This window comes from Flavobacterium sp., from assembly GCF_052437795.1.
Classification (GTDB): Bacteria; Bacteroidota; Bacteroidia; order Flavobacteriales; family Flavobacteriaceae; genus Flavobacterium.
Genome location: NZ_JBQVPA010000001.1, coordinates 333,795 through 352,155, shown reverse-complemented (window position 1 = coordinate 352,155; position 18,361 = coordinate 333,795). Strand labels below are relative to the sequence as shown.

The window sequence follows — 18,361 nt, the reverse complement described above, 5'->3', positions numbered from 1 at the left end:
TTATCGTGTGAACTATAAAATGTTTTTTTGTGTTAATTTCCGAAGTTGTAGCGCAGTGTGATCCACGAGCGAATGTTGGTCAAAGGGTATGCTGTAGATATTACCGCCTTCGAGAACGAGTGGTCGTAATAGAATATTGCCGTTAGGTTCTTGCTGAAGGCATAATCTGCCGAAAGCTTCACCGACCACATATTCTGTCCACCCCCAAGCTGGTTGTTATCATAATCCAGGTAGCGCACAATGGTTTCATTTTTCCTCATGGAGAAGTCAGCCTTAAGGTTGATGTCGCTCTTTATAACGTTTTGCGGATTATCGGCAAGGCTCGAGTTGATGGTCACGTCCTTAATTCGGTAGCCAAGCCCGAGTATGTACTCATTACCTTTTACTTCGGTAAGAAGGTTATTGTCAAAACTCATGTTAAGCACACGGTCTTTTCTTATCTCCGCCAATACCTTTACCGAGTTCTTCATCTCCATGTCGATGCGGATAAGGGGGCTGAAGTTTTCGGAAAGGTTAATATTAGAGATAATATTCCTTGTATAAAAGTTACCCGCTCCACCATTATCCTGCCCGTTGTTAACCGGCCTGTATTCAAAGTTCGACCTGTAGGCATTAATGTTGTACGATGCGGTATAGCCATGCTGCAGCGAGAATCGCTTAAACCTGTCCTTAAAGAACTTGTAGCGCATAAGGCCGGTATATTTTATCACCCAGTTAGGCAGCGGCACGTTCCTGAAGGTACCGGTAGAAACCTTCTCTGCATCCTGGCCGGAATAGGCTGCAAGGAACGCCGGCAGCAATACCGCCTGGCTGTTCTTACCAAAGCCTACGGGGTAGCCCACGTTGGCATCAGCAAATGTATTGCCTCCTGTGGGCTGGTACCTTGGGAAAGTTGAACTGCCATAATGCTGCTCCGCAAGCCTGTTGGCTATCACGAGCCTGTTCTCCCTAAAGGAATCGAAAGCTTCCGAGCCGTTCACATCGCTTTGGCTGAAGGCTGTTTTTATCAGGATGGTCGATATCTCGAAGTTACCGAATGTATATGGCGAACGCGGGTTGTACACGCCGTTCGGACTCACGTCATACTGTTCCGAATAGTTTTCAGAATACACCCTGTTGGCAGTAAGGTCGATCTTAAAGTCAGGGAAAAGGTCCATATTCGCCGAAAGCCTCAGGTCTTTTGAATTTACCTGTGTATAGTTTTGGTTATAGCCATAATAATCCGTCAGGTAGCCTTTCTTTGCCATTTCATAACGTATATCGCTCTGGCTCCCGAATACAAAGTCGAGGCCCGGCTTTGTAGTACCCAGGAACCCTATCCCCGGCACATACCCCGGCAATGCGGTTGCATTAGTTTCAGTATAGTTTATCTGTATTGTCTTCACACTGGTAAGTACCCCTATCAGTCCATCAACAAACACATTGCCATTGCTTGCCGGTTTTGGGGCAGCTGCAACTTTTTCGCCCGGTTTAGGGGCAGGCTTTGGCGCTGCATTTTTAGCGGCCGGCTTCTTCTTGCCAAGCCCCAGGTACTTATAAAACTGGTCCATGCTGAGGGTAGTGTTCAGCGTATGCATATTGGAATTCTGGATAGTATTACCTAAACTGAAATCCCTGTAGCCAAGTTCAGGGCTATCCGGGTCCGCAAGCGCATTGATGGTAGAAAGCGCATCGGACGAACGCTGCCACATAAATGTGCCTTTATACTGGTACGTCGACTTAACAAAGCTAAGCGCCGGGACCTTGTTTAGCGGCAGATCATAATTCACTACAAAATTCTGTGTATGCGAGTTGGCCTCCCCTGTATTCCAGAAATCATTCCACACGGTAAGGTCCTGTATCGGCATATTCTCTTCATCCAGGTAGTTCCTTACAATATTGCTGGTAGACACCTGGTAGTTGAACTTAAGCGACCTGGTAATGTTATAATTGAACCCGTACTGGTAGTTGAAGAAATAATTCCTCCTGTATAGTGGATTGATAGGAATACCCTCGACATCTACATTACGGTACTGCTGCCTGTTGAACTGCCTGATAATGTTGGAGCTGAATGAAATGCTCGACGGGAGGTAGTTGAAGTTGAAGTCGCTCAATAGCTTCCAGTAGTTGCTTTTTTTCATGAACGCCGTATTCTTGAACGGCTCCAAAGGCTTGTTCTGGAAATTATAGTTATAATCGGCGGACACCCTTACCTGTTGATCAAGCATGTCTTCCACCTCATAATCATGGTGCTCTGTCTTATTGTAAGAGTAGGACAGCGTTACGTTCTCAGGGTCATAGATATGAGGTTTCGCCTCGGGCGCCCTTTCTTTCTTAACCCCAATGAAGTTGATGCTTGTCCGCTTGGTATAATCTATCGCCCTGTCGCGCAGGTTGTCCCTTGTGGCCTGGTCGTCGGTCTCGTCCATTAATTGCTCCAGGCGGATATCCTGCTGGAATGGGTCATATTCGGGCGTAATGATCTCCTCACCCACACCGTAGTTGAACGGCAGGTTGATGCGCCAGTTCTTTGGCAACAGCTTGCCCAGCGAAAAGTTGGTCACAAGGTCATACTGCTTCACATCCTCCCTGCTCCTTTCGTTAGGGCTTTGTTCAATGGTACCAAAACCTATGGTGCTCATCCTTCCCGTTCCTGAGAATGTCATAAAGTCGGCCATGTTGGTATCCATACTGGCGATCGCTGCCATACCGCCCTTGCTGTCCATGTCCGAAAGGCGAAGCTCATTGAACCACACTTCACCCCTAAGGTGCCTTACAGGGCTGTTCTCAGTAGGATACGGCGTGGCGTTCTTAACTCCCAGCATAAGCGTACGCACATAACCAAAGTTAGGGTTACCTTTTATACCAATGGTCGTTGTTTCGTCTATATCACGATAATAAACCCCATAAATATCCGGGTCGCCTGCGGTGCCGTTAAGCACATCGATCTTCAATCGTGTCAGCGCGTCTATAGATACGTTGATCTCATTATCCTTCGGCCAAACTTCATCTTCTGACCTGGTGCCGAAAGGCGACAGCTTAAGCCTCTTTTCTATTTGATAAAAGTTATCGGTAAAGTCATTACCAAAACGCAAAAACCCTTTCATTTCACCGTCCAGCAGCGCATTTACCTCCGGCAGCGGATTCGCGGTCGGGTTTCCGCCGCCATTGTTGGCAGGAAGCGGCTCTGCATGCAGGAACATCCTGATCTTTTTATACTGGCGCATATCAACGTTCACGCTCTTGAACACAGCGCGGGCATCACCCGGCTCAAGTCCTTTGGTATCTGAAGTTGACCCGTCTGTAGCATACACCCTAAGCGAAAGCGACTGCTCATTTTGGTTTATGACCGCATTGTTATTATACAATTGCTCTCTTTGCACACCCGGAGGCGAAACATATTTTATTGGCGACCTTTCGCCGTTCTCCTGAATGTTAAGTGCCACTACGTCAAAGCCTGTGCGGTCGTCAAGAACATCGTTCTGCTCATTGGTCAGGTCCTGGTCCATTGAGTTGGTATACCTTCTCCACTCGCCCCTTACAAGGTCGAGCGCACCAAAACGAAGCGTAACATCGCTGCTGAAGCCCTTCATGATCATCCTCATGAATCGGATAGAACGCACACTGCTGATGCCGCCGATCGCTGTGGCCCCGGCACCTTGTACGGGAACTTTATACAGTAGCCACCTTCCTTGTAGTGTGGTCCCATCTGATGCCGTCCTTCCGTCGAAAGGCCTTTGGTCTACCACATAGCCCTCGCCAGGCTGCACACCCGGCTGGATGGGAATGGTATACTGGAAATAGGCATCAATGGTGTTCATTGTATTGTCCCTGTTGATGTCCTCGGTATCCGGAAGCGTAGTGCTGCCCCTGTTGTTGTTGCCAACATCTACCGGCGAATTGCCTTCGGTGCCGTTATATCTTTTATACCTGTCCAGAACGTTACCATTGGCACTAAGGAAGAACTGGTAGTTATCTGCCGAAGGGTCATCGCCCCATCCCGGGAACATCATTGCCTCTTCTTCATCACCCAATCCGTCAAGCCCCACATCCTGCAGGTTACGGTTGGCCGTGTTGGTATCAAAGGCATAAATGAGCGACTGCGATACCGGCACTTTACCCCATGCAGAGGTAAAGGTAGGGTCGTTGCCATTAGTACCAGGAAGCCCGTTCTCGTACTGTTTCCTGTTATCTTTTAGTATATCTTCAGATATTTCACCCAGGTTGATCTCCAGCACACCGGTATTAGTTTGTGGTATTTGGTCAGAACCCTGATACGGGTCCATTATCCAGAACTGGATGTATTCCACATTGGTCTGCTCAAAATTGGTCGAGTTAATGGCCCGCATGATACCCCCCCAGTTATTGGCAGCCTCAGCTTGCGTAAAACCGTTGGTAGCCTGTGCGATAGGGTTGTAGTTATACGGCCCCCTCTCCTGCGGGTAGTAGCTAAGGTCGAGTGTGTTCACTACCCTGGTCTGGCCCGGCACCACATCGGTAACCGGATAAAGCTCGTCAAAATATACGCGCCTTGTCCTGTTTTGGGATATGTCTGCGGCAGAGATGCCAGACGGACGCGACCCGTCCGCATAAAAGGTAGGGTCAATGCTGTACCATGCAAGCCTTGCCCTGCGGTACCCCCCCGTTATATCGTTGACCGGAGCTTCGCCTCCCAGCCCTACCGGAGCACTGGCAAGCGACCATCCCTGCGCGCCACGCATGTCTATGTTGGTTTGAGAACCTTCGAAGTCGTCTACATAGGTCGTAGCCTCGCCGTTAAACTGGTCAGCTTTCGATGCGCCCGGCTTCAGCACTGCTACCTCACCCCTAAAGGAGAAGTTCGACGGCACATCCGTATCTATATTAGGCAGCTTGTTCACCAGTCGGGTAAAGAACGGCACTTCTGTAGAATACGTCGTGTTAAGCCCGAATATGGTATTGTTAACCGATTCCTGCCCGTAGTTGGTCTTTGTGGTGAACGGCCTCTCGGACATGTTGAGCACCGTAGCGCCTACAAGGAATTTATCGGTAAATTTATGTTCGATATTGAAACCCGCAAAGCGCCTTGTCTGCTGCCCGAACACAGCATTGTTCTCTACCGAGACCTCGATCGGGGTATTGGATGCCGCCAATGACGGGTCCATTATCTGTACGCGCCCTGCCTGATAGTTCACGGTATAGTCCTGCCCTTCTACAAGCACACGCCCTCCCGCGGTCACTACGACCGAACCCTGCGGTACGTTGAACGCACCGATCGGTATGCCATCGCCTCCGGTCGACTTAAAGCGCCCTCTCAGCTGGAACTTGTTCTTTTGGCTCTCCTGCAACGCATCGGCCTGGGTGCTCTTATACATTTTGCGGTACACATAGCGCTTCTGGTTGGCATTGTAGGTACTTTCATCGTCATCGTCATGATAGTCTTCGATATTGGTAGCATCGCCAAGCTTGTCATACAGGTATTCACCAAAAGGCTCTACCGTGGTAAAAAAGATACGACCGTTCTGCGCGTCTATGGTAAGTCCCGGCACAAAGTCGAAGAAACCGTCACCACCTTCCTGCGGGTCATTGGCATAGGTAAGCCTGTCAAGGTTAAATACACGCATCAAAGGTGTATCGGCAACCGGGCCTTCCATGTTCTCAGGAGAAGGGAAGGGATATGGTGCACCGGTCACGGGGTCGGTCGCAGGAGTGATGTAGTTCAGCGGCGAAGGGTCGGTATATAATATATTAAAGCGGAAATCTTCCTGCGTAAGCTGGAAGCCTCCCGGGATCTGGTATACGTTTTTCATCATAAGGTCCCACACCGGCTCCTCCACGCTCACAAGGTTGCTCTTAAGCATCTTAAGTATAAGCGACTGCGTGGCCGGTATCGGCTGCCCGGGAGTGGTCGTATCATCTACCACGGTCGCGGCCACACCATCTGTACCAAATTCTCCCACCTGGTATACCTGGTCCCCAATGGTATATTGGTAGGCTACCGCAAGCACCTCATCGTTATTCAGCTTTTGATTAAGGGATAAATATCCCAATTGCTCGTGGAAGGTATATTCGTTAGGGTTCAGTTTCCTTGCATTTTCCAGTTTGGCATAGTCGCGGCCTTCGCTGGCTACAAGTCCGCCCTGAAAGCTGTTGCTGCCAAGGGTTACGATCTCCCTCACGTTCTGTGCAAGGTAACCTGCCGGTATTATCTCCGGGTTCAGCTGGTTGTTGCCGTTATCCGGCGGGCTGTTAAATGGCACCAGGAAAAAGCCTCCGTTGTTCGGAAAGCCTACTGCTTCGTCAGTAATATCACGTGGATTGGCAACACCCACTTCCTGCACCTGCGACTCACCAAGATCCTGTATCGCTACAATGTTCCTGGAGTTGTTCTCCTGCGCATTGATCCTGTTTTGCCTGTTGGTCACCCAAACCTCCATGCGGGTTATCTGTACACGGCTGTCTACAAGTGGGTACCTGCGCAGCGAGTTGTTGTACTGGTTGCGGAAATACTGCGAAAGGAAAAAGTGCCTGTCGGCGTCATAATCAAGCCCGAATAATTCAAATTCCTGAATGGTTCCTCCGCCTTGTGCCGTTACGGTCTTGGTTTGCGATTTTTGCTCGGAGAATATACCTGTTAAGGTGGTTTTCCCAAATTGCAATGCCATCTTTACACCAAAAAGGCTCTGTGCCCCGCGTACCAATGAGTTGGACAGCGGGAAGCTTACATTACCTACCTCTATCTTCTGGATAATGTCGTCTTCCGTTGGTGTATATTCCAGCTTGATAAGGTTTTGGAAAGCAAAGGTAGATTCCGTATCGTAGTTGGCATTCACAGCCAGCCTTGTACCCACTTTTCCCTGAAGGCTCATGGAAATGCGCTGATCAAAATCGAAGGTGAAGGTGCTCCTGTTCCTTGGCGAAAGCGAGGGGTTATCCTGCTTGGTATAGCGTACACCAAGATCGAGCTCTACCGATCCCTGCGGTTTTATGTCGATCGTATTTCCACCAAAAATGGTTTCAAAAAAGCTGGAGTTCACATAGTAGCGGGGCAGCAGGTTGCGTTTTTCCTCTTCCGTCCCTTTGCCATCTACAGCTTTCGATTTTTCCTGGTAATACTGGCGCATCGACTCCCGCAATACGAGTTCCTGGTACTGGTCGGGCGTAAGTATTATCGGGTAATTGATGTTGAACCCGTCAAATTTATTGGTATAAATATAGCGATCGGTCGCGGGGTCATACATATAGGCCTCGACAATGCTTTTCGGGTTCTCGATCTCTACCTTTCCGGTGTTATATCCTTTAATGGTATCCCGTGACTTTTCACTCTCTTCTTCTTCATCCACCTGGGCCTGGGCCGCGATGCTGAAAATGAAAAAAAGTACCGAAAACGTATATTTTATCCTGATATATAGATCTTTAGAGTATTCTGTTTTCAAGGACTATAAATTTTTTAATGCTTGTTTTATTATTGTCTCCACACCGGCCGCAGAATCGTCCTTAACGATCTTCTCGATCACCTTTTCCGCTAATTTTTTGTTAAAGCCCAATACCTCCAAGGCAGATAACGCCTCATCTTTATTTGTATTGTAGCCCGGAACCGAAACTTCGCCCAGATCATATAGTTTTAACACTTTATCCTTCAGATCAAGTATTACGCGCTGAGCAGTTTTGGTGCCTATCCCTTTAATGGACTGTATCGTGCCCACATCACCCGAAGCAATAGAATTAATGATATGCTTTGGCTCCAGCGATGACAGCATTGTCCTTGCCGTGCCCGCACCTACGCCCGACACCGACAGGAGCAGCTTGAAAAGTTCCTTCTCAGCCTTTTCAACAAATCCGAAAAGAGTATGCGAATCCTCCTTTACCTGAAGAAAAATGTAGAGTTTTACATTTTCTGAATCGGGTAAGAGCGAATATGTATGCAGCGAAATGTTCACATCATAACCCACGCCATTGCAGTCTATTACTACACCCGTAGGCGTTTTCTCCACCATTCTCCCCTGAAGATGTGCTATCATAACATTTTTTTAACGAGTCCCAAAAATAGTAAAATTCTTTAATCCCCAACCACAATATAATATGTTCCGTAATTAACCACTAAGACCTGACAGGTTTTGAAAACATGTCAGGTCCCGGGAATTATCAGCAAGATCTTCATTTGAACGATCTGCAATAACCTTCTGATACATAAATGCCATTTACTTCTTAGCCATTTTAATGCGCTTTTCTTTTTCCTGTGCATCAACTACTGCAACAGCCGCCATGTTGACCATTTCCTCAACGCTGGCACCCAACTGGAAAATGTGTACCGGCTTGTCCATGCCCAGCATTATCGGTCCTATGGAAACTGCCTTATTCAGTTCCTTTAATATCTTATACGTAATGTTAGCCGATTCAAGATTTGGGAATATGAGCGTATTCACCTTTTTACCTGCAAGTTTAGAGAACGGGAACTTATCCATCAGCATTTCAGGGTTCAGGGCAAAGTCGGCCTGTATCTCACCATCTACGATCAGGTCAGGATAATTTTCATGCAGGTGCGCCACCGCCTGGCGTACCTTTACGGCTGCCGGATCGGTAGAGGAGCCAAAGTTGGAAAATGCCAGCATGGCTATTACCGGCTCCATACCGAACATACGTACTGTACGTGCTGTCATCAGGGCGATCCTCGCAAGGTCATCGGCGTTAGGGTTCGGGTTTATTGCCGTATCCGACAGGAATATGGGGCCGCGCTTGGTAAGCATCATGTTCGTAGTGGCAATACGGGTCACTCCCGGCGCCTTATCGATAAGCTGCATGATAGGCTTCACTGTAGAAGGATAACTTCTCGAATAACCTGTTACCATGGCATCGGCCTCGCCCTCATTTACCATCATGGCGGCAAAGTAGTTGCGCTCACGCATCCACTTTTGCGCATCCAGCAGGTTTACGCCCCTGCGTTGCTTGCTTTTCCAAAATGCCTCCGCATAACGATAGCGCCTTTCATCCTCTGCATCGGTTTTAGGGTCAATGATAGTCACTTCGGCTTCAAAGCCCAGTTCTTCCTTCAGCAGGTTTATTTTTTCACGATTACCCAAAAGTATCGGGAAACCTATCTTTTCTTCGAGCACGATCTGTGCTGCCTTTAATACCGAGAGATGGTCGGCTTCGGCAAAAACAATGCGTTTCGGGTCGGTTTTGGCCCTGTTGGTAAGCAGGCGTACCATTTTATTATCGCTGCCAAGTCGTTCCAGCAATTCCTCAGTATACTTGTCCCAGTCGTGTATCGGGTGATCCGCTACGCCACTGTCCATAGCCGCTTTGGCCACGGCCGGCGGCACTACCGCGATAAGCCTTGGATCAAACGGTTTCGGGATGATGTACTCGCGGCCAAAGTTGAGCTTGGTCTCGCCATAGGCAATGTTCACCTGTTCCGGCACCGGCGCTTTGGCCAGTTCGGCAAGGGCGACAACGGCAGCCATTTTCATTTCCTCATTTATCTTGGTAGCCCTCACATCGAGCGCCCCACGGAAAATATACGGAAACCCAAGTACATTATTTACCTGGTTAGGATGATCGGAGCGGCCTGTTGCCATAATGATATCTTCGCGGGTAGCCATGGCAAGGTCATAATCTATCTCAGGAATAGGGTTGGCCATTGCAAATACAATGGGGTTGGCATTCATATCAAGCAGCATTTCGGGCGTAAGGATATTACCCACCGAAAGCCCCAGAAATACGTCCGCCCCTTTTATGGCTTCCGCCAAAGATAGTGTTCCGCCGTCCTTAGCATATTTCCGTTGCAGGTCCGAAAGGTCGGTACGGCTGTTCACCAGCATACCATCCTTATCGAACATGATGATATTCTCCACCTTTACACCTAACAGGAGATACAGGTTGGCACAGGCAAGCGCTGCCGAGCCGGCCCCGGATACCACGATTTTTATGCTGTCGATGTATTTTTCGGCCAATTCGATCGCATTAAGCAGCGCTGCCGAAGATATGATGGCAGTACCGTGCTGGTCGTCATGCATCACCGGGATGTTGAGTTCTTCTACCAGCCTGCGCTCAATTTCGAACGACTCCGGCGCCTTGATATCCTCGAGGTTGATGCCTCCAAATGTAGGGGCAATATTTTTTACGGTTTCAATAAAAGCATCGACATCCTTGGTGCCGACTTCAATATCGAAAACATCGATATCGGCAAATATCTTAAACAGCAAGCCTTTGCCTTCCATTACCGGCTTAGAAGCTTCGGGGCCAATATCACCCAGCCCAAGTACGGCAGTACCGTTGGATATTACGGCGACTAAGTTCCCTTTGGCAGTATATTTATATACGTTGTTCACATCTTTTGCGATCTCGAGGCAGGGTTCGGCAACACCGGGCGAATAGGCCAGTGACAGGTCCCTTTGGGTCGCGTAAGGCTTTGTAGGCACTACCTGGATCTTTCCGGGGTGCGGCTTGGCGTGATACAACAATGCTTCCCTTCTTTTACTGTATTGGTTCATTTTGTGATTTTTGGTAACTCAACCCACAAAGGTAAGCCTATGAACGGAACTGTGAAATTTTTAACGGTTTTCTTTTTAGCTCAGAAACTGTACCGCAAAGATGGACAAATCAGGAACAAAACCTCGCAAAGGCATACTGGGCCGGGGTAAAGAACCACAGCTTCAAATCTTTGTGAAACTTTGTGAAATAATATCCAACTGACAGATCAGCAGATCAGCTTATACCCATAACCCCTTATGTTCACGATCTCTACCGAAGGGTCAGTTTTGAGCTTTGCACGCAGGCGGGTAATGTACACATCCATGTTACGGGTGTTGAAGTAGCTGTCGTCGCCCCATAGCTTGAGCAACGCGGCCTTACGGCCCAGTATACGGTTGCGGTGCTGCAGGAGCAGGGAGAGTAATTCGGCTTCTTTGTGCGAAAGCTTTACAATGCTGCCATCGCTCGCGGCAAGTTCCTGGCGGTTGTAGTAAAAGGCATAACTCCCAATGGAGTCGCCATTACCTGTTCCGGGAGTTTCGTTATTACGTCGCAAAAGTTCTTCCACCCTCAAAAATAATTCGTCAAGGCTGAAAGGCTTACGCAGGTAGTCATTGCCCCCACTGGCATAACCTTCACGAATGTCGCGGATGTCCGATCTGGCAGTCAGGAACATCATTGGGATCCGGGTGTCGGCATGGCGGATCTTCGCAGCAAGCGAAAAACAATCGGTATACGGCATCGCGGGCGAAAATACTATCGACAGCCTGGGCGGCAAAAAAGTGAATGGCCACTATGCGCAATTATACGCCGACTTTGACCACCCCACCCGGAGCGACTGCAACATGATGGGTTCTTCAAAACCGCTGCCACTGGAGTATACTGTTGCCGGCGGTGACAGTGGGGGCGGACTGTTCCCGAAAAATAAAGGTAAATGGGAACTCATTGGGATCTGCTCCGGGTCTGAAATAAATATCGATAAGCTCATGAAGGTTGGCTATTATGGGCAGTCAATGAATTGGGTAAGGGTATCGGTATTTGAAAAATGGATCAGGGATCCCATGTAACCCCTTTTTTAGCATGAGTGGAAATATAATTCAACTCCGGACCCCTCCTGGCGTCGAAATGGAAAACACCGTATCTTTGCCCAATGAAATTCTATTGGGTAAAGACAAGGTGGTTTATACGGAAGCTGTTCCCCGGCTTTGTATGGAACATACCCAACGCATCCAAAACCATCTACCTTACTTTTGATGACGGCCCAACACCAGAAGTGACCGAATGGGTGCTGGACATCCTGGCCCAACACGACATTAAAGCCACATTTTTTTGCATAGGCAATAACATTGAAAAGCACCCGGATATTTTCAGGAAACTGATTGAAGGTGGCCATACTGTTGCCAATCATACCTTTAACCACCTCAATGGATGGAATACGGATAACGAAAAGTATTTTGAAAATATCGAAGCCTGCGAAAATGTGATGCAAGGAAGCAATACCGCAAGGCTATTCCGTCCGCCCTATGGCAAAATAAGTCGTTCGCAGAAAAAAGAAATTTTGAAAAAAGGCTACCGGATAATAATGTGGGATGTGCTTAGCGCCGACTTTGACACATCGATCTCTCCTGAAAAATGTTTACAGAACGTACTACGGAATACTGCCGATGGCAGTGTGGTCATTTTCCATGACAGTATCAAGGCACAAGATAACCTGCGCCATGCATTGCCAAAAGCGATAGGGGTCTTAAAAGAAAAGGGATTTACGTTCTCGGCTATCCGTTAGATCTGCTCCTGCACCAGGCCAATGATGGTGTTAGCATCCAGCTCGCCGCTTTGCCTCCATACCATGTGCCCGTCCTTATAGATCATAAGGGTCGGAAGGCCTTTGATCCTGAGCGCGTCAGCCAGTTCCTGATTTTTGTCCACATCAATTTTGATCACTTTTGCCCTGTCGCCAAGAGCGGCGGCCACATCCCTTATGACAGGGTGCATGGATACCGAAGGCTCATTCCACTCAGTGTAAAAATCGATCAGTACAGGTACATGGGAGTTTATAAGTTCTCCAAATTTTGACATAAAAATTAAATTTTAAGCTGCCTAAAATCGTTATATATGCATTATTTCAGATACAAATATAACATTTTTACCATATTACGCTGCCTTTTGGCCTTTTTTTAGTTCGATCACTGTAATTTCAGGCCATATACCCACCCTTCCAGGATAAGCATGGAACCCAAAACCACGGTTAACATAAATATAGCGGCCAAGGTTTTCATACAGACCTGCCCACTGCTTGTACACATATTGTACGGGACTCCATTTAAAGAATCCGGGTATCTCGATGCCAAACTGGAGTCCGTGCGTGTGGCCGCTTAACGTAAGGTGGTAATTGGTGGCATTGTTCTTTACTTCATACTCCCAGTGCGACGGGTCATGGCTCATTAATATTTTAAAATCTTCAGTCTTTAATCCTTCCGACGCTTTGCCAAGGTCACCGGCCTTTTTAAAGTTATGGCCCCAGTTCTCTACCCCTACAAGCGCTATCTCCTGTCCGCCTTTTTCAAGTTTTATGTGCTCATTCAGCAACAGCTTAAAGTCGATCTGCTTGTGCAGGCCTTTTATGTCCTCAAAATTCTTGTTCTTTTCTGCCTGCGACGGCCAGTTCACATATTCTCCATAGTCATGGTTGCCCAAAACAGAATATTTTCCAAATGCCGGGGTTTCGATCTTTTTAAAGGTATCGATCCATTTATACATCTCTTCAGCATGGGTGTTCACGATATCGCCCGTAAACAGTACAATATCACTGTGCTGCTCATTTATCAGGCCAACCGCATGAGCGATCTCTTCCGGGTCGTCAAAACTACCACTGTGTATATCTGATATTTGGGTGATCGTAAAGCCGTCGAAATTTTCAGGCAGGTCGGAAAAGTACAATGTTTCCTTTCGAACCTTAAAATTGTACTTCCCTTTTGTCATTCCGTACAGCAACGAAAGGAATGGTATAGCCGCCAGGCCCAAAGCTGCCTGGCTTACGAACTTTCGCCTTTCGGGCAGGAACGACTGGTCGCTGTTACCCAAAAATGCACGGATGCACCCTGTAATAACCCTTGTAATATCCTCGCCGAACATTACCAAAAGAATGATCAGCTTTGGGATATACGTAATTAGGAGCAGGCCGAACGTAAAGAGGGTCATTTTATTCTGCCCTACACTACGGTCAAACTGCGTAAAGGCATAAATGATGTAAATGATTATAAGAAGTGAAACGATAAGATAGGTGTACTGTACCCACTTTATTTTTGTAATTGTCCTTATTGCCTGGAACGCGTAGATCTCGACCAATAGCATAAAAACAATGAATAGGATCCAACGAAGCATTGTATATGTTTTTCGAATAAACGAATAAAGGTACTGTTTGTTACAGAAAAAAAATGCTTTTTGGCACGGAATTTAAATTTGGATCACTTACAGGCCGACAAAACAGCTCCTGCCCTTTCGGGTATGCATCGGTTTGATTATTTTTACGGCTAAATTTTTTTTTCATGTCACAGCAAAAACGACTTTTCCTGCTCGATGCCTATGCGCTCATATTCCGTGGGTATTATGCCTTCATCAAGAACCCGCGCATCAACTCTAAAGGGATGGATACCTCGGCGATATTTGGCTTTACCAACTCGCTGCTGGATGTCATCAAGCGCGAAAAGCCCGACCATCTTGCTGTGGCGTTCGACAAAGACGGCAGTGCCGCGCGTACTGAGATGTATGTGGACTACAAAGCCAACCGCGATGCAACGCCCGAAGCCATTAAGGTAGCCATACCGTATATACAGGATATACTAAAAGCCATGCACATTCCCGTGATCGAGGAGGCAGGCTGTGAGGCGGACGACCTTATAGGCACCGTTGCCAAGCAGGCCGAAAAGGAGGGCTACAAGGTATTTATGGTGACGCCCGATAAGGACTTTGCGCAGCTGGTAAGCGAGAACATCTTCATGTACCGTCCTGCACGATTGGGCAACGGGATAGAGATCTGGGGCGTGCCCGAAGTACTGGAGCGGTTTGAGATCGAAAGGCCGGAACAGGTGATCGACTACCTTGGGATGATGGGCGATGCTGTAGATAACATTCCCGGACTGCCGGGCGTGGGCGAAAAGACCGCCAAGAAATTGCTGAAAGATTTCGGGTCAATGGAGAACCTTCTGGAAAACACGCACCAGCTGAAAGGCAAGCTTCGTGAGAATATTGAGGCCAATAAGGAAAAAGGCATCATGTCGAAAAAATTGGCGACGATCATAACCGACTGCAACGTGAACTTTAATGAAACGGACTATGAGCTGACCAAGCCGGATGCCGAAAAGGTGGAGGCGCTGTTCAACGAACTGGAATTCCGCCGCATGGCAGAGCAGTTCCAAAAGCTTTTTGGCGAAGGCCAGGAATTCGATACTATACAGTCGCAGGGCTACTCCCCTACCAAGACCATTACCGGTGGCGACCAGCAATTTTCGCTCTTTGATGAAGGCGCTGCTGACGAGAACGCGCTCACCGCACCCGGGTTTTACGATACATTAGACAATACCGACCACCATTACCAACTGGTACAGGGCAACATGGCCATAAGCTTTCTGCTGCGCGACCTGATGAAACAGCCCGTTGTAAGCTTTGACACGGAGACCACGGGCATTTGCGCACTTACCGCAGAGCTTGTGGGCATATCGTTCTCGTGGGAAAAGGGCAAAGGTTTTTATGTGCCGATCCCCGCCGACCGTGCCGAAGCACAGGAGATCGTGGATAAGTTCATTCCCTTTTATGAAGATGAGAACATTGAAAAAGTGGGTCAAAACCTGAAGTATGACCTTGAAATACTTGCTAATTACGGCGTTACGGTGAAGGGGAAATTTTTCGATACGATGCTGGCGCACTACCTTATTAACCCCGACATGAGGCATGGTATGGATATTTTGGCAGAAACATACCTGAAATATTCGCCAATGCCTATTGAGGCGCTCATTGGTAAAAAAGGCAAAGGCCAAAAAACCATGCGCGACGTGGAACTGGAACTGGCAAAAGAATATGCTGTGGAAGATGCCGACATTACTTTACAGCTAAAAGAAATATTCGCACCCAAACTTGAACAAACAGGCACGAGAAAACTATTCGATGAGATAGAAGTCCCTTTAATGCCTGTTCTGGCAAGCATGGAGACCGAAGGCATTAATCTTGATGTGCCGTATTTAAAAGAACTTTCGGCAGAGCTTTCGGCAGATGCAAAAATGCTGGAGCAGAAAATATACGAAGCCGCCGGGCAGTCGTTCAACCTCGGTTCACCGAAACAGTTGGGCGAGATATTGTTCGACAAACTGAAAATTGGCGGCGCCAGGCAAAAGAAGACCAAGACAGGGCAATATGCAACCGGCGAGGAAGTGCTTTCCTACCTTGCTTTAGAAAATCCTATCGTACAGGACATATTAGAGTGGAGGCAGGTGGTTAAGCTTCAGAATACGTATGTAGATGCATTGCCCTTGCAGGTAGAGCCAAAAACCGGTCGCGTTCATACCGATTACATGCAGGCCGTTGCCGCTACGGGACGACTAAGCTCCAACAATCCTAACCTTCAAAACATACCGATACGCACAGAGCGTGGCAGGCAGATACGCAAGGCTTTCATAGCTCGCGATGAGGAGCATACGATACTTTCTGCCGACTACTCGCAGATCGAACTACGCATAATCGCGGCATTGAGCGGCGACCCTGAGATGGTGAAAGCATTTCAAAACAAGGAGGATATTCACGCGTCTACAGCGGCAAAAGTGTTCAATGTAGCTTTGGCAGAAGTGACCCGCGAACAGCGGAGCCATGCAAAAACGGTAAACTTCGGTATCGTTTATGGCGTTTCGGCATTCGGGTTGAGTAACCAGACCTCACTGAGCCGATCCGAATCGAAAGACCTTATCGATGCCTATTACCAAACGTATCCCACGCTGAAACAATACATCAATGAGCAGGTGGAATCGGCAAGGGAGCGTGGTTTTGTACAGACGATCTCCGGACGCAGGCGCTACCTCAAAGACATCAACTCCCAAAACCAGGTGGTGCGGGGCGCAGCTGAACGAAATGCCGTAAATGCCCCGATCCAGGGCAGCGCAGCAGACATTATTAAGATCGCGATGATCAATATCCAAAAGCGTTTAGTGAATGAGGACTTTAAAAGCAGGATGCTGCTGCAGGTGCATGACGAATTGGTATTCGATGTACATAACAGTGAAATGGACCGCATTAAGCCATTGATAAAAGAAGAAATGGAAAATGCCTTTAAACTGGATGTACCGCTGGAAGTGGACATGGGTACGGGAAGGAACTGGCTGGAGGCACATTAAAGCCCGCCTGTCATTCTGATCAAGGAAGAATTTCAATTACGGCCTGAGGTCCTTCCTTGGTCAGAATGACAGACAGTGCATAACATTTCAACGATACTTACGTTATAATAGCCTAACCAAATAATCATGAAGAGACTTTTTTTATCCTTATTTGTTTTAGCGACCACATTTTCGGCAATAGCGCAAAGCGAGGCCAAATACCGCAAAATAGATAGCCTCCTTAACCACTTCAGCAGGAATGATAAGTTCATGGGGGTGATCAGCATACGTGAAAAAGGCAAGCCTGTATTTGATAAAGCATACGGTTATGCTGATGTTGAAGCCAAAGTAAAAGCCACTCCCGACACAAAATACAAGATCGGGTCGGTTACTAAAATGTTTACCTCTGCCATGATCTTCCAGCTTGTGGACGAGAAAAAACTGAAGCTCGACATGAAGCTTTCCGACTTCTATCCAAAAATAAAAAATGCTGAAAAAATAAAGATATCAGACCTTTTGGGTCATACCAGCGGCATCTATAATATTAGTGATGATAAGGCCTTTGATGATGTCAAAATGAAGCTTCAAAACAGGAAACAGCTACTCGACCGCATCGAGTCATACAGCCCTGTATTCGAGCCCGGGTTGAAAGCCGAATACAGCAACACCAACTACCTGCTTTTAGGTTACATCATCCAGGACATCACCAGCAAGACTTACAAGGAGGCCGTGTTCGAGCGTATCGTAAAAAGGGCCGGATTAAAGAATACGTATTACTTTTCGAAGATCAATCCAAAGAAAAAAGAGGCCTACTCATACAAGTTCATTGATGGCAAATGGGTGAGGCAGGACGAATACCATGAGTCGACCGCCGGGGGTGCGGGCGGGCTGCAATCTACCGCATCGGACCTGACGCTTTTTGCTAAGGCATTGTGGAGCGGTACACTGATCAGCAAGGAATCGCTGGCCGAAATGACCAAAATAGAAATGGGCTTTGGCCGGGGGTTGTTCGCTTTTCCATTTGGGGAACGTAAATTTTTGGGGCATAATGGCGACATTGAGGGCTTTGCTACCGTGCTGGGCTATTATCCAAAAGAAGACCTGGCGATATCACTTACGCTGAATGGCGTGAATACTGAGATCGATGATATGATGATAGGCATATTCAGCTGCTATTACAAACTGCCGTACCGTTTTCCCAATTTTGCTACCACGGCTGTTGATGACACCGTCCTGAAAAGCTATGAGGGCCTTTACTCTACTGCATCGTTGCCCTATAAGGTAAAGATAGTTGCCCGTGAAGGCAAGCTTGTTGCCATTGCCATGGAACCGGGACAGGGTATGTTCGAGCTCAACCCGCTCAGTGAAACAGAGTTCAATTATGACCCGGCCAACCTGCACATGATCTTTAGCGCTAAAGGCTTTACGCTGAAGCAGGGTGGGCAGGTAACGGAGTTTAGGAAAGAAGCCTCTCCCCAACCCTCTCCAAAAGAAAAGGAGTAGCTTCACTCATGCCGAATATGGCACTGGTGATCACTACATAGCTACCATTAAAACTAAGGAACCTCCGTATG

The 18,361-nt window shown here is 47.7% G+C and carries 10 protein-coding genes; 4 read left to right on the top strand and 6 right to left on the bottom strand.

Annotated features, from left to right (window positions below):
- Positions 1–32: 32 nt before the first annotated feature.
- The 4 genes from sov to ACT6R0_RS01645 all read right to left on the bottom strand — a co-directional run bounded on the left by sov (position 33) and on the right by ACT6R0_RS01645 (position 11,173).
- Entirely contained in the window at positions 33–7,394 is a 7,362-nt protein-coding gene (sov, locus tag ACT6R0_RS01660; RefSeq protein WP_444650706.1) for a T9SS outer membrane translocon Sov/SprA, read from the bottom strand.
- Positions 7,395–7,397: 3 nt separating this feature from the next.
- Positions 7,398–7,979 carry a Holliday junction branch migration protein RuvA gene (gene ruvA, locus ACT6R0_RS01655; protein WP_444650704.1) on the bottom strand — a complete coding sequence of 194 codons (582 nt, stop codon included), beginning with the start codon at positions 7,977–7,979 and terminating at the stop codon, positions 7,398–7,400.
- A gap of 180 nt (positions 7,980–8,159) precedes the next feature.
- Positions 8,160–10,451, bottom strand: a complete 2,292-nt coding sequence (locus tag ACT6R0_RS01650; protein ID WP_444650702.1) for an NADP-dependent malic enzyme — start codon at positions 10,449–10,451, stop codon at positions 8,160–8,162.
- Positions 10,452–10,657: 206 nt separating this feature from the next.
- On the bottom strand, positions 10,658–11,173 hold the full coding sequence (locus tag ACT6R0_RS01645) for a response regulator transcription factor (RefSeq protein ID WP_444650700.1): 516 nt from the start codon (positions 11,171–11,173) through the stop codon (positions 10,658–10,660).
- Here ACT6R0_RS01645 and ACT6R0_RS01640 point away from each other — a divergent pair.
- Together ACT6R0_RS01640 and ACT6R0_RS01635 are read left to right on the top strand one after the other, a co-directional pair.
- A complete protein-coding gene (locus tag ACT6R0_RS01640; RefSeq protein WP_444652324.1) occupies positions 11,082–11,498 on the top strand; it encodes a hypothetical protein in 417 nt (138 codons plus the stop codon). The genes ACT6R0_RS01645 and ACT6R0_RS01640 overlap by 92 nt on opposite strands.
- Positions 11,499–11,581: 83 nt before the next feature.
- Positions 11,582–12,214 carry a polysaccharide deacetylase family protein gene (locus tag ACT6R0_RS01635; RefSeq protein WP_444650698.1) on the top strand — a complete coding sequence of 211 codons (633 nt, stop codon included), beginning with the start codon at positions 11,582–11,584 and terminating at the stop codon, positions 12,212–12,214.
- Here ACT6R0_RS01635 and ACT6R0_RS01630 read toward each other — a convergent pair.
- Both ACT6R0_RS01630 and ACT6R0_RS01625 read right to left on the bottom strand, forming a co-directional pair.
- Positions 12,211–12,507 carry a thioredoxin family protein gene (locus ACT6R0_RS01630; RefSeq protein WP_265173702.1) on the bottom strand — a complete coding sequence of 99 codons (297 nt, stop codon included), beginning with the start codon at positions 12,505–12,507 and terminating at the stop codon, positions 12,211–12,213. The two genes, ACT6R0_RS01635 and ACT6R0_RS01630, sit on opposite strands and share 4 nt — an antisense overlap.
- A gap of 75 nt (positions 12,508–12,582) precedes the next feature.
- Positions 12,583–13,812 carry a metallophosphoesterase gene (locus tag ACT6R0_RS01625; RefSeq protein WP_444650696.1) on the bottom strand — a complete coding sequence of 410 codons (1,230 nt, stop codon included), beginning with the start codon at positions 13,810–13,812 and terminating at the stop codon, positions 12,583–12,585.
- Positions 13,813–13,976: 164 nt separating this feature from the next.
- Here ACT6R0_RS01625 and polA point away from each other — a divergent pair, with 164 nt between their 5' ends.
- Together polA and ACT6R0_RS01615 are read left to right on the top strand one after the other, a co-directional pair.
- Entirely contained in the window at positions 13,977–16,808 is a 2,832-nt protein-coding gene (gene polA, locus ACT6R0_RS01620; RefSeq protein WP_444650694.1) for a DNA polymerase I, read from the top strand.
- A gap of 126 nt (positions 16,809–16,934) precedes the next feature.
- Entirely contained in the window at positions 16,935–18,290 is a 1,356-nt protein-coding gene (locus ACT6R0_RS01615; RefSeq protein ID WP_444650692.1) for a serine hydrolase domain-containing protein, read from the top strand.
- The last annotated feature ends 71 nt before the right edge of the window (positions 18,291–18,361 follow it).

Bases quoted from the DNA above. Each gene is read 5' to 3' on its own strand.
- ruvA (WP_444650704.1), bottom strand. From the start codon at position 7,979: ATGATAGCACATCTTCAGGGGAGAATGGTGGAGAAAACGCCTACGGGT.
- ACT6R0_RS01650 (WP_444650702.1), bottom strand. From the start codon at position 10,451: ATGAACCAATACAGTAAAAGAAGGGAAGCATTGTTGTATCACGCCAAG.
- ACT6R0_RS01640 (WP_444652324.1), top strand. From the start codon at position 11,082: ATGTCCGATCTGGCAGTCAGGAACATCATTGGGATCCGGGTGTCGGCA.
- ACT6R0_RS01645 (WP_444650700.1), bottom strand. From the start codon at position 11,173: ATGCCGTATACCGATTGTTTTTCGCTTGCTGCGAAGATCCGCCATGCC.
- ACT6R0_RS01635 (WP_444650698.1), top strand. From the start codon at position 11,582: ATGAAATTCTATTGGGTAAAGACAAGGTGGTTTATACGGAAGCTGTTC.
- ACT6R0_RS01630 (WP_265173702.1), bottom strand. From the start codon at position 12,507: ATGTCAAAATTTGGAGAACTTATAAACTCCCATGTACCTGTACTGATC.
- ACT6R0_RS01625 (WP_444650696.1), bottom strand. From the start codon at position 13,812: ATGCTTCGTTGGATCCTATTCATTGTTTTTATGCTATTGGTCGAGATC.
- polA (WP_444650694.1), top strand. From the start codon at position 13,977: ATGTCACAGCAAAAACGACTTTTCCTGCTCGATGCCTATGCGCTCATA.
- ACT6R0_RS01615 (WP_444650692.1), top strand. From the start codon at position 16,935: ATGAAGAGACTTTTTTTATCCTTATTTGTTTTAGCGACCACATTTTCG.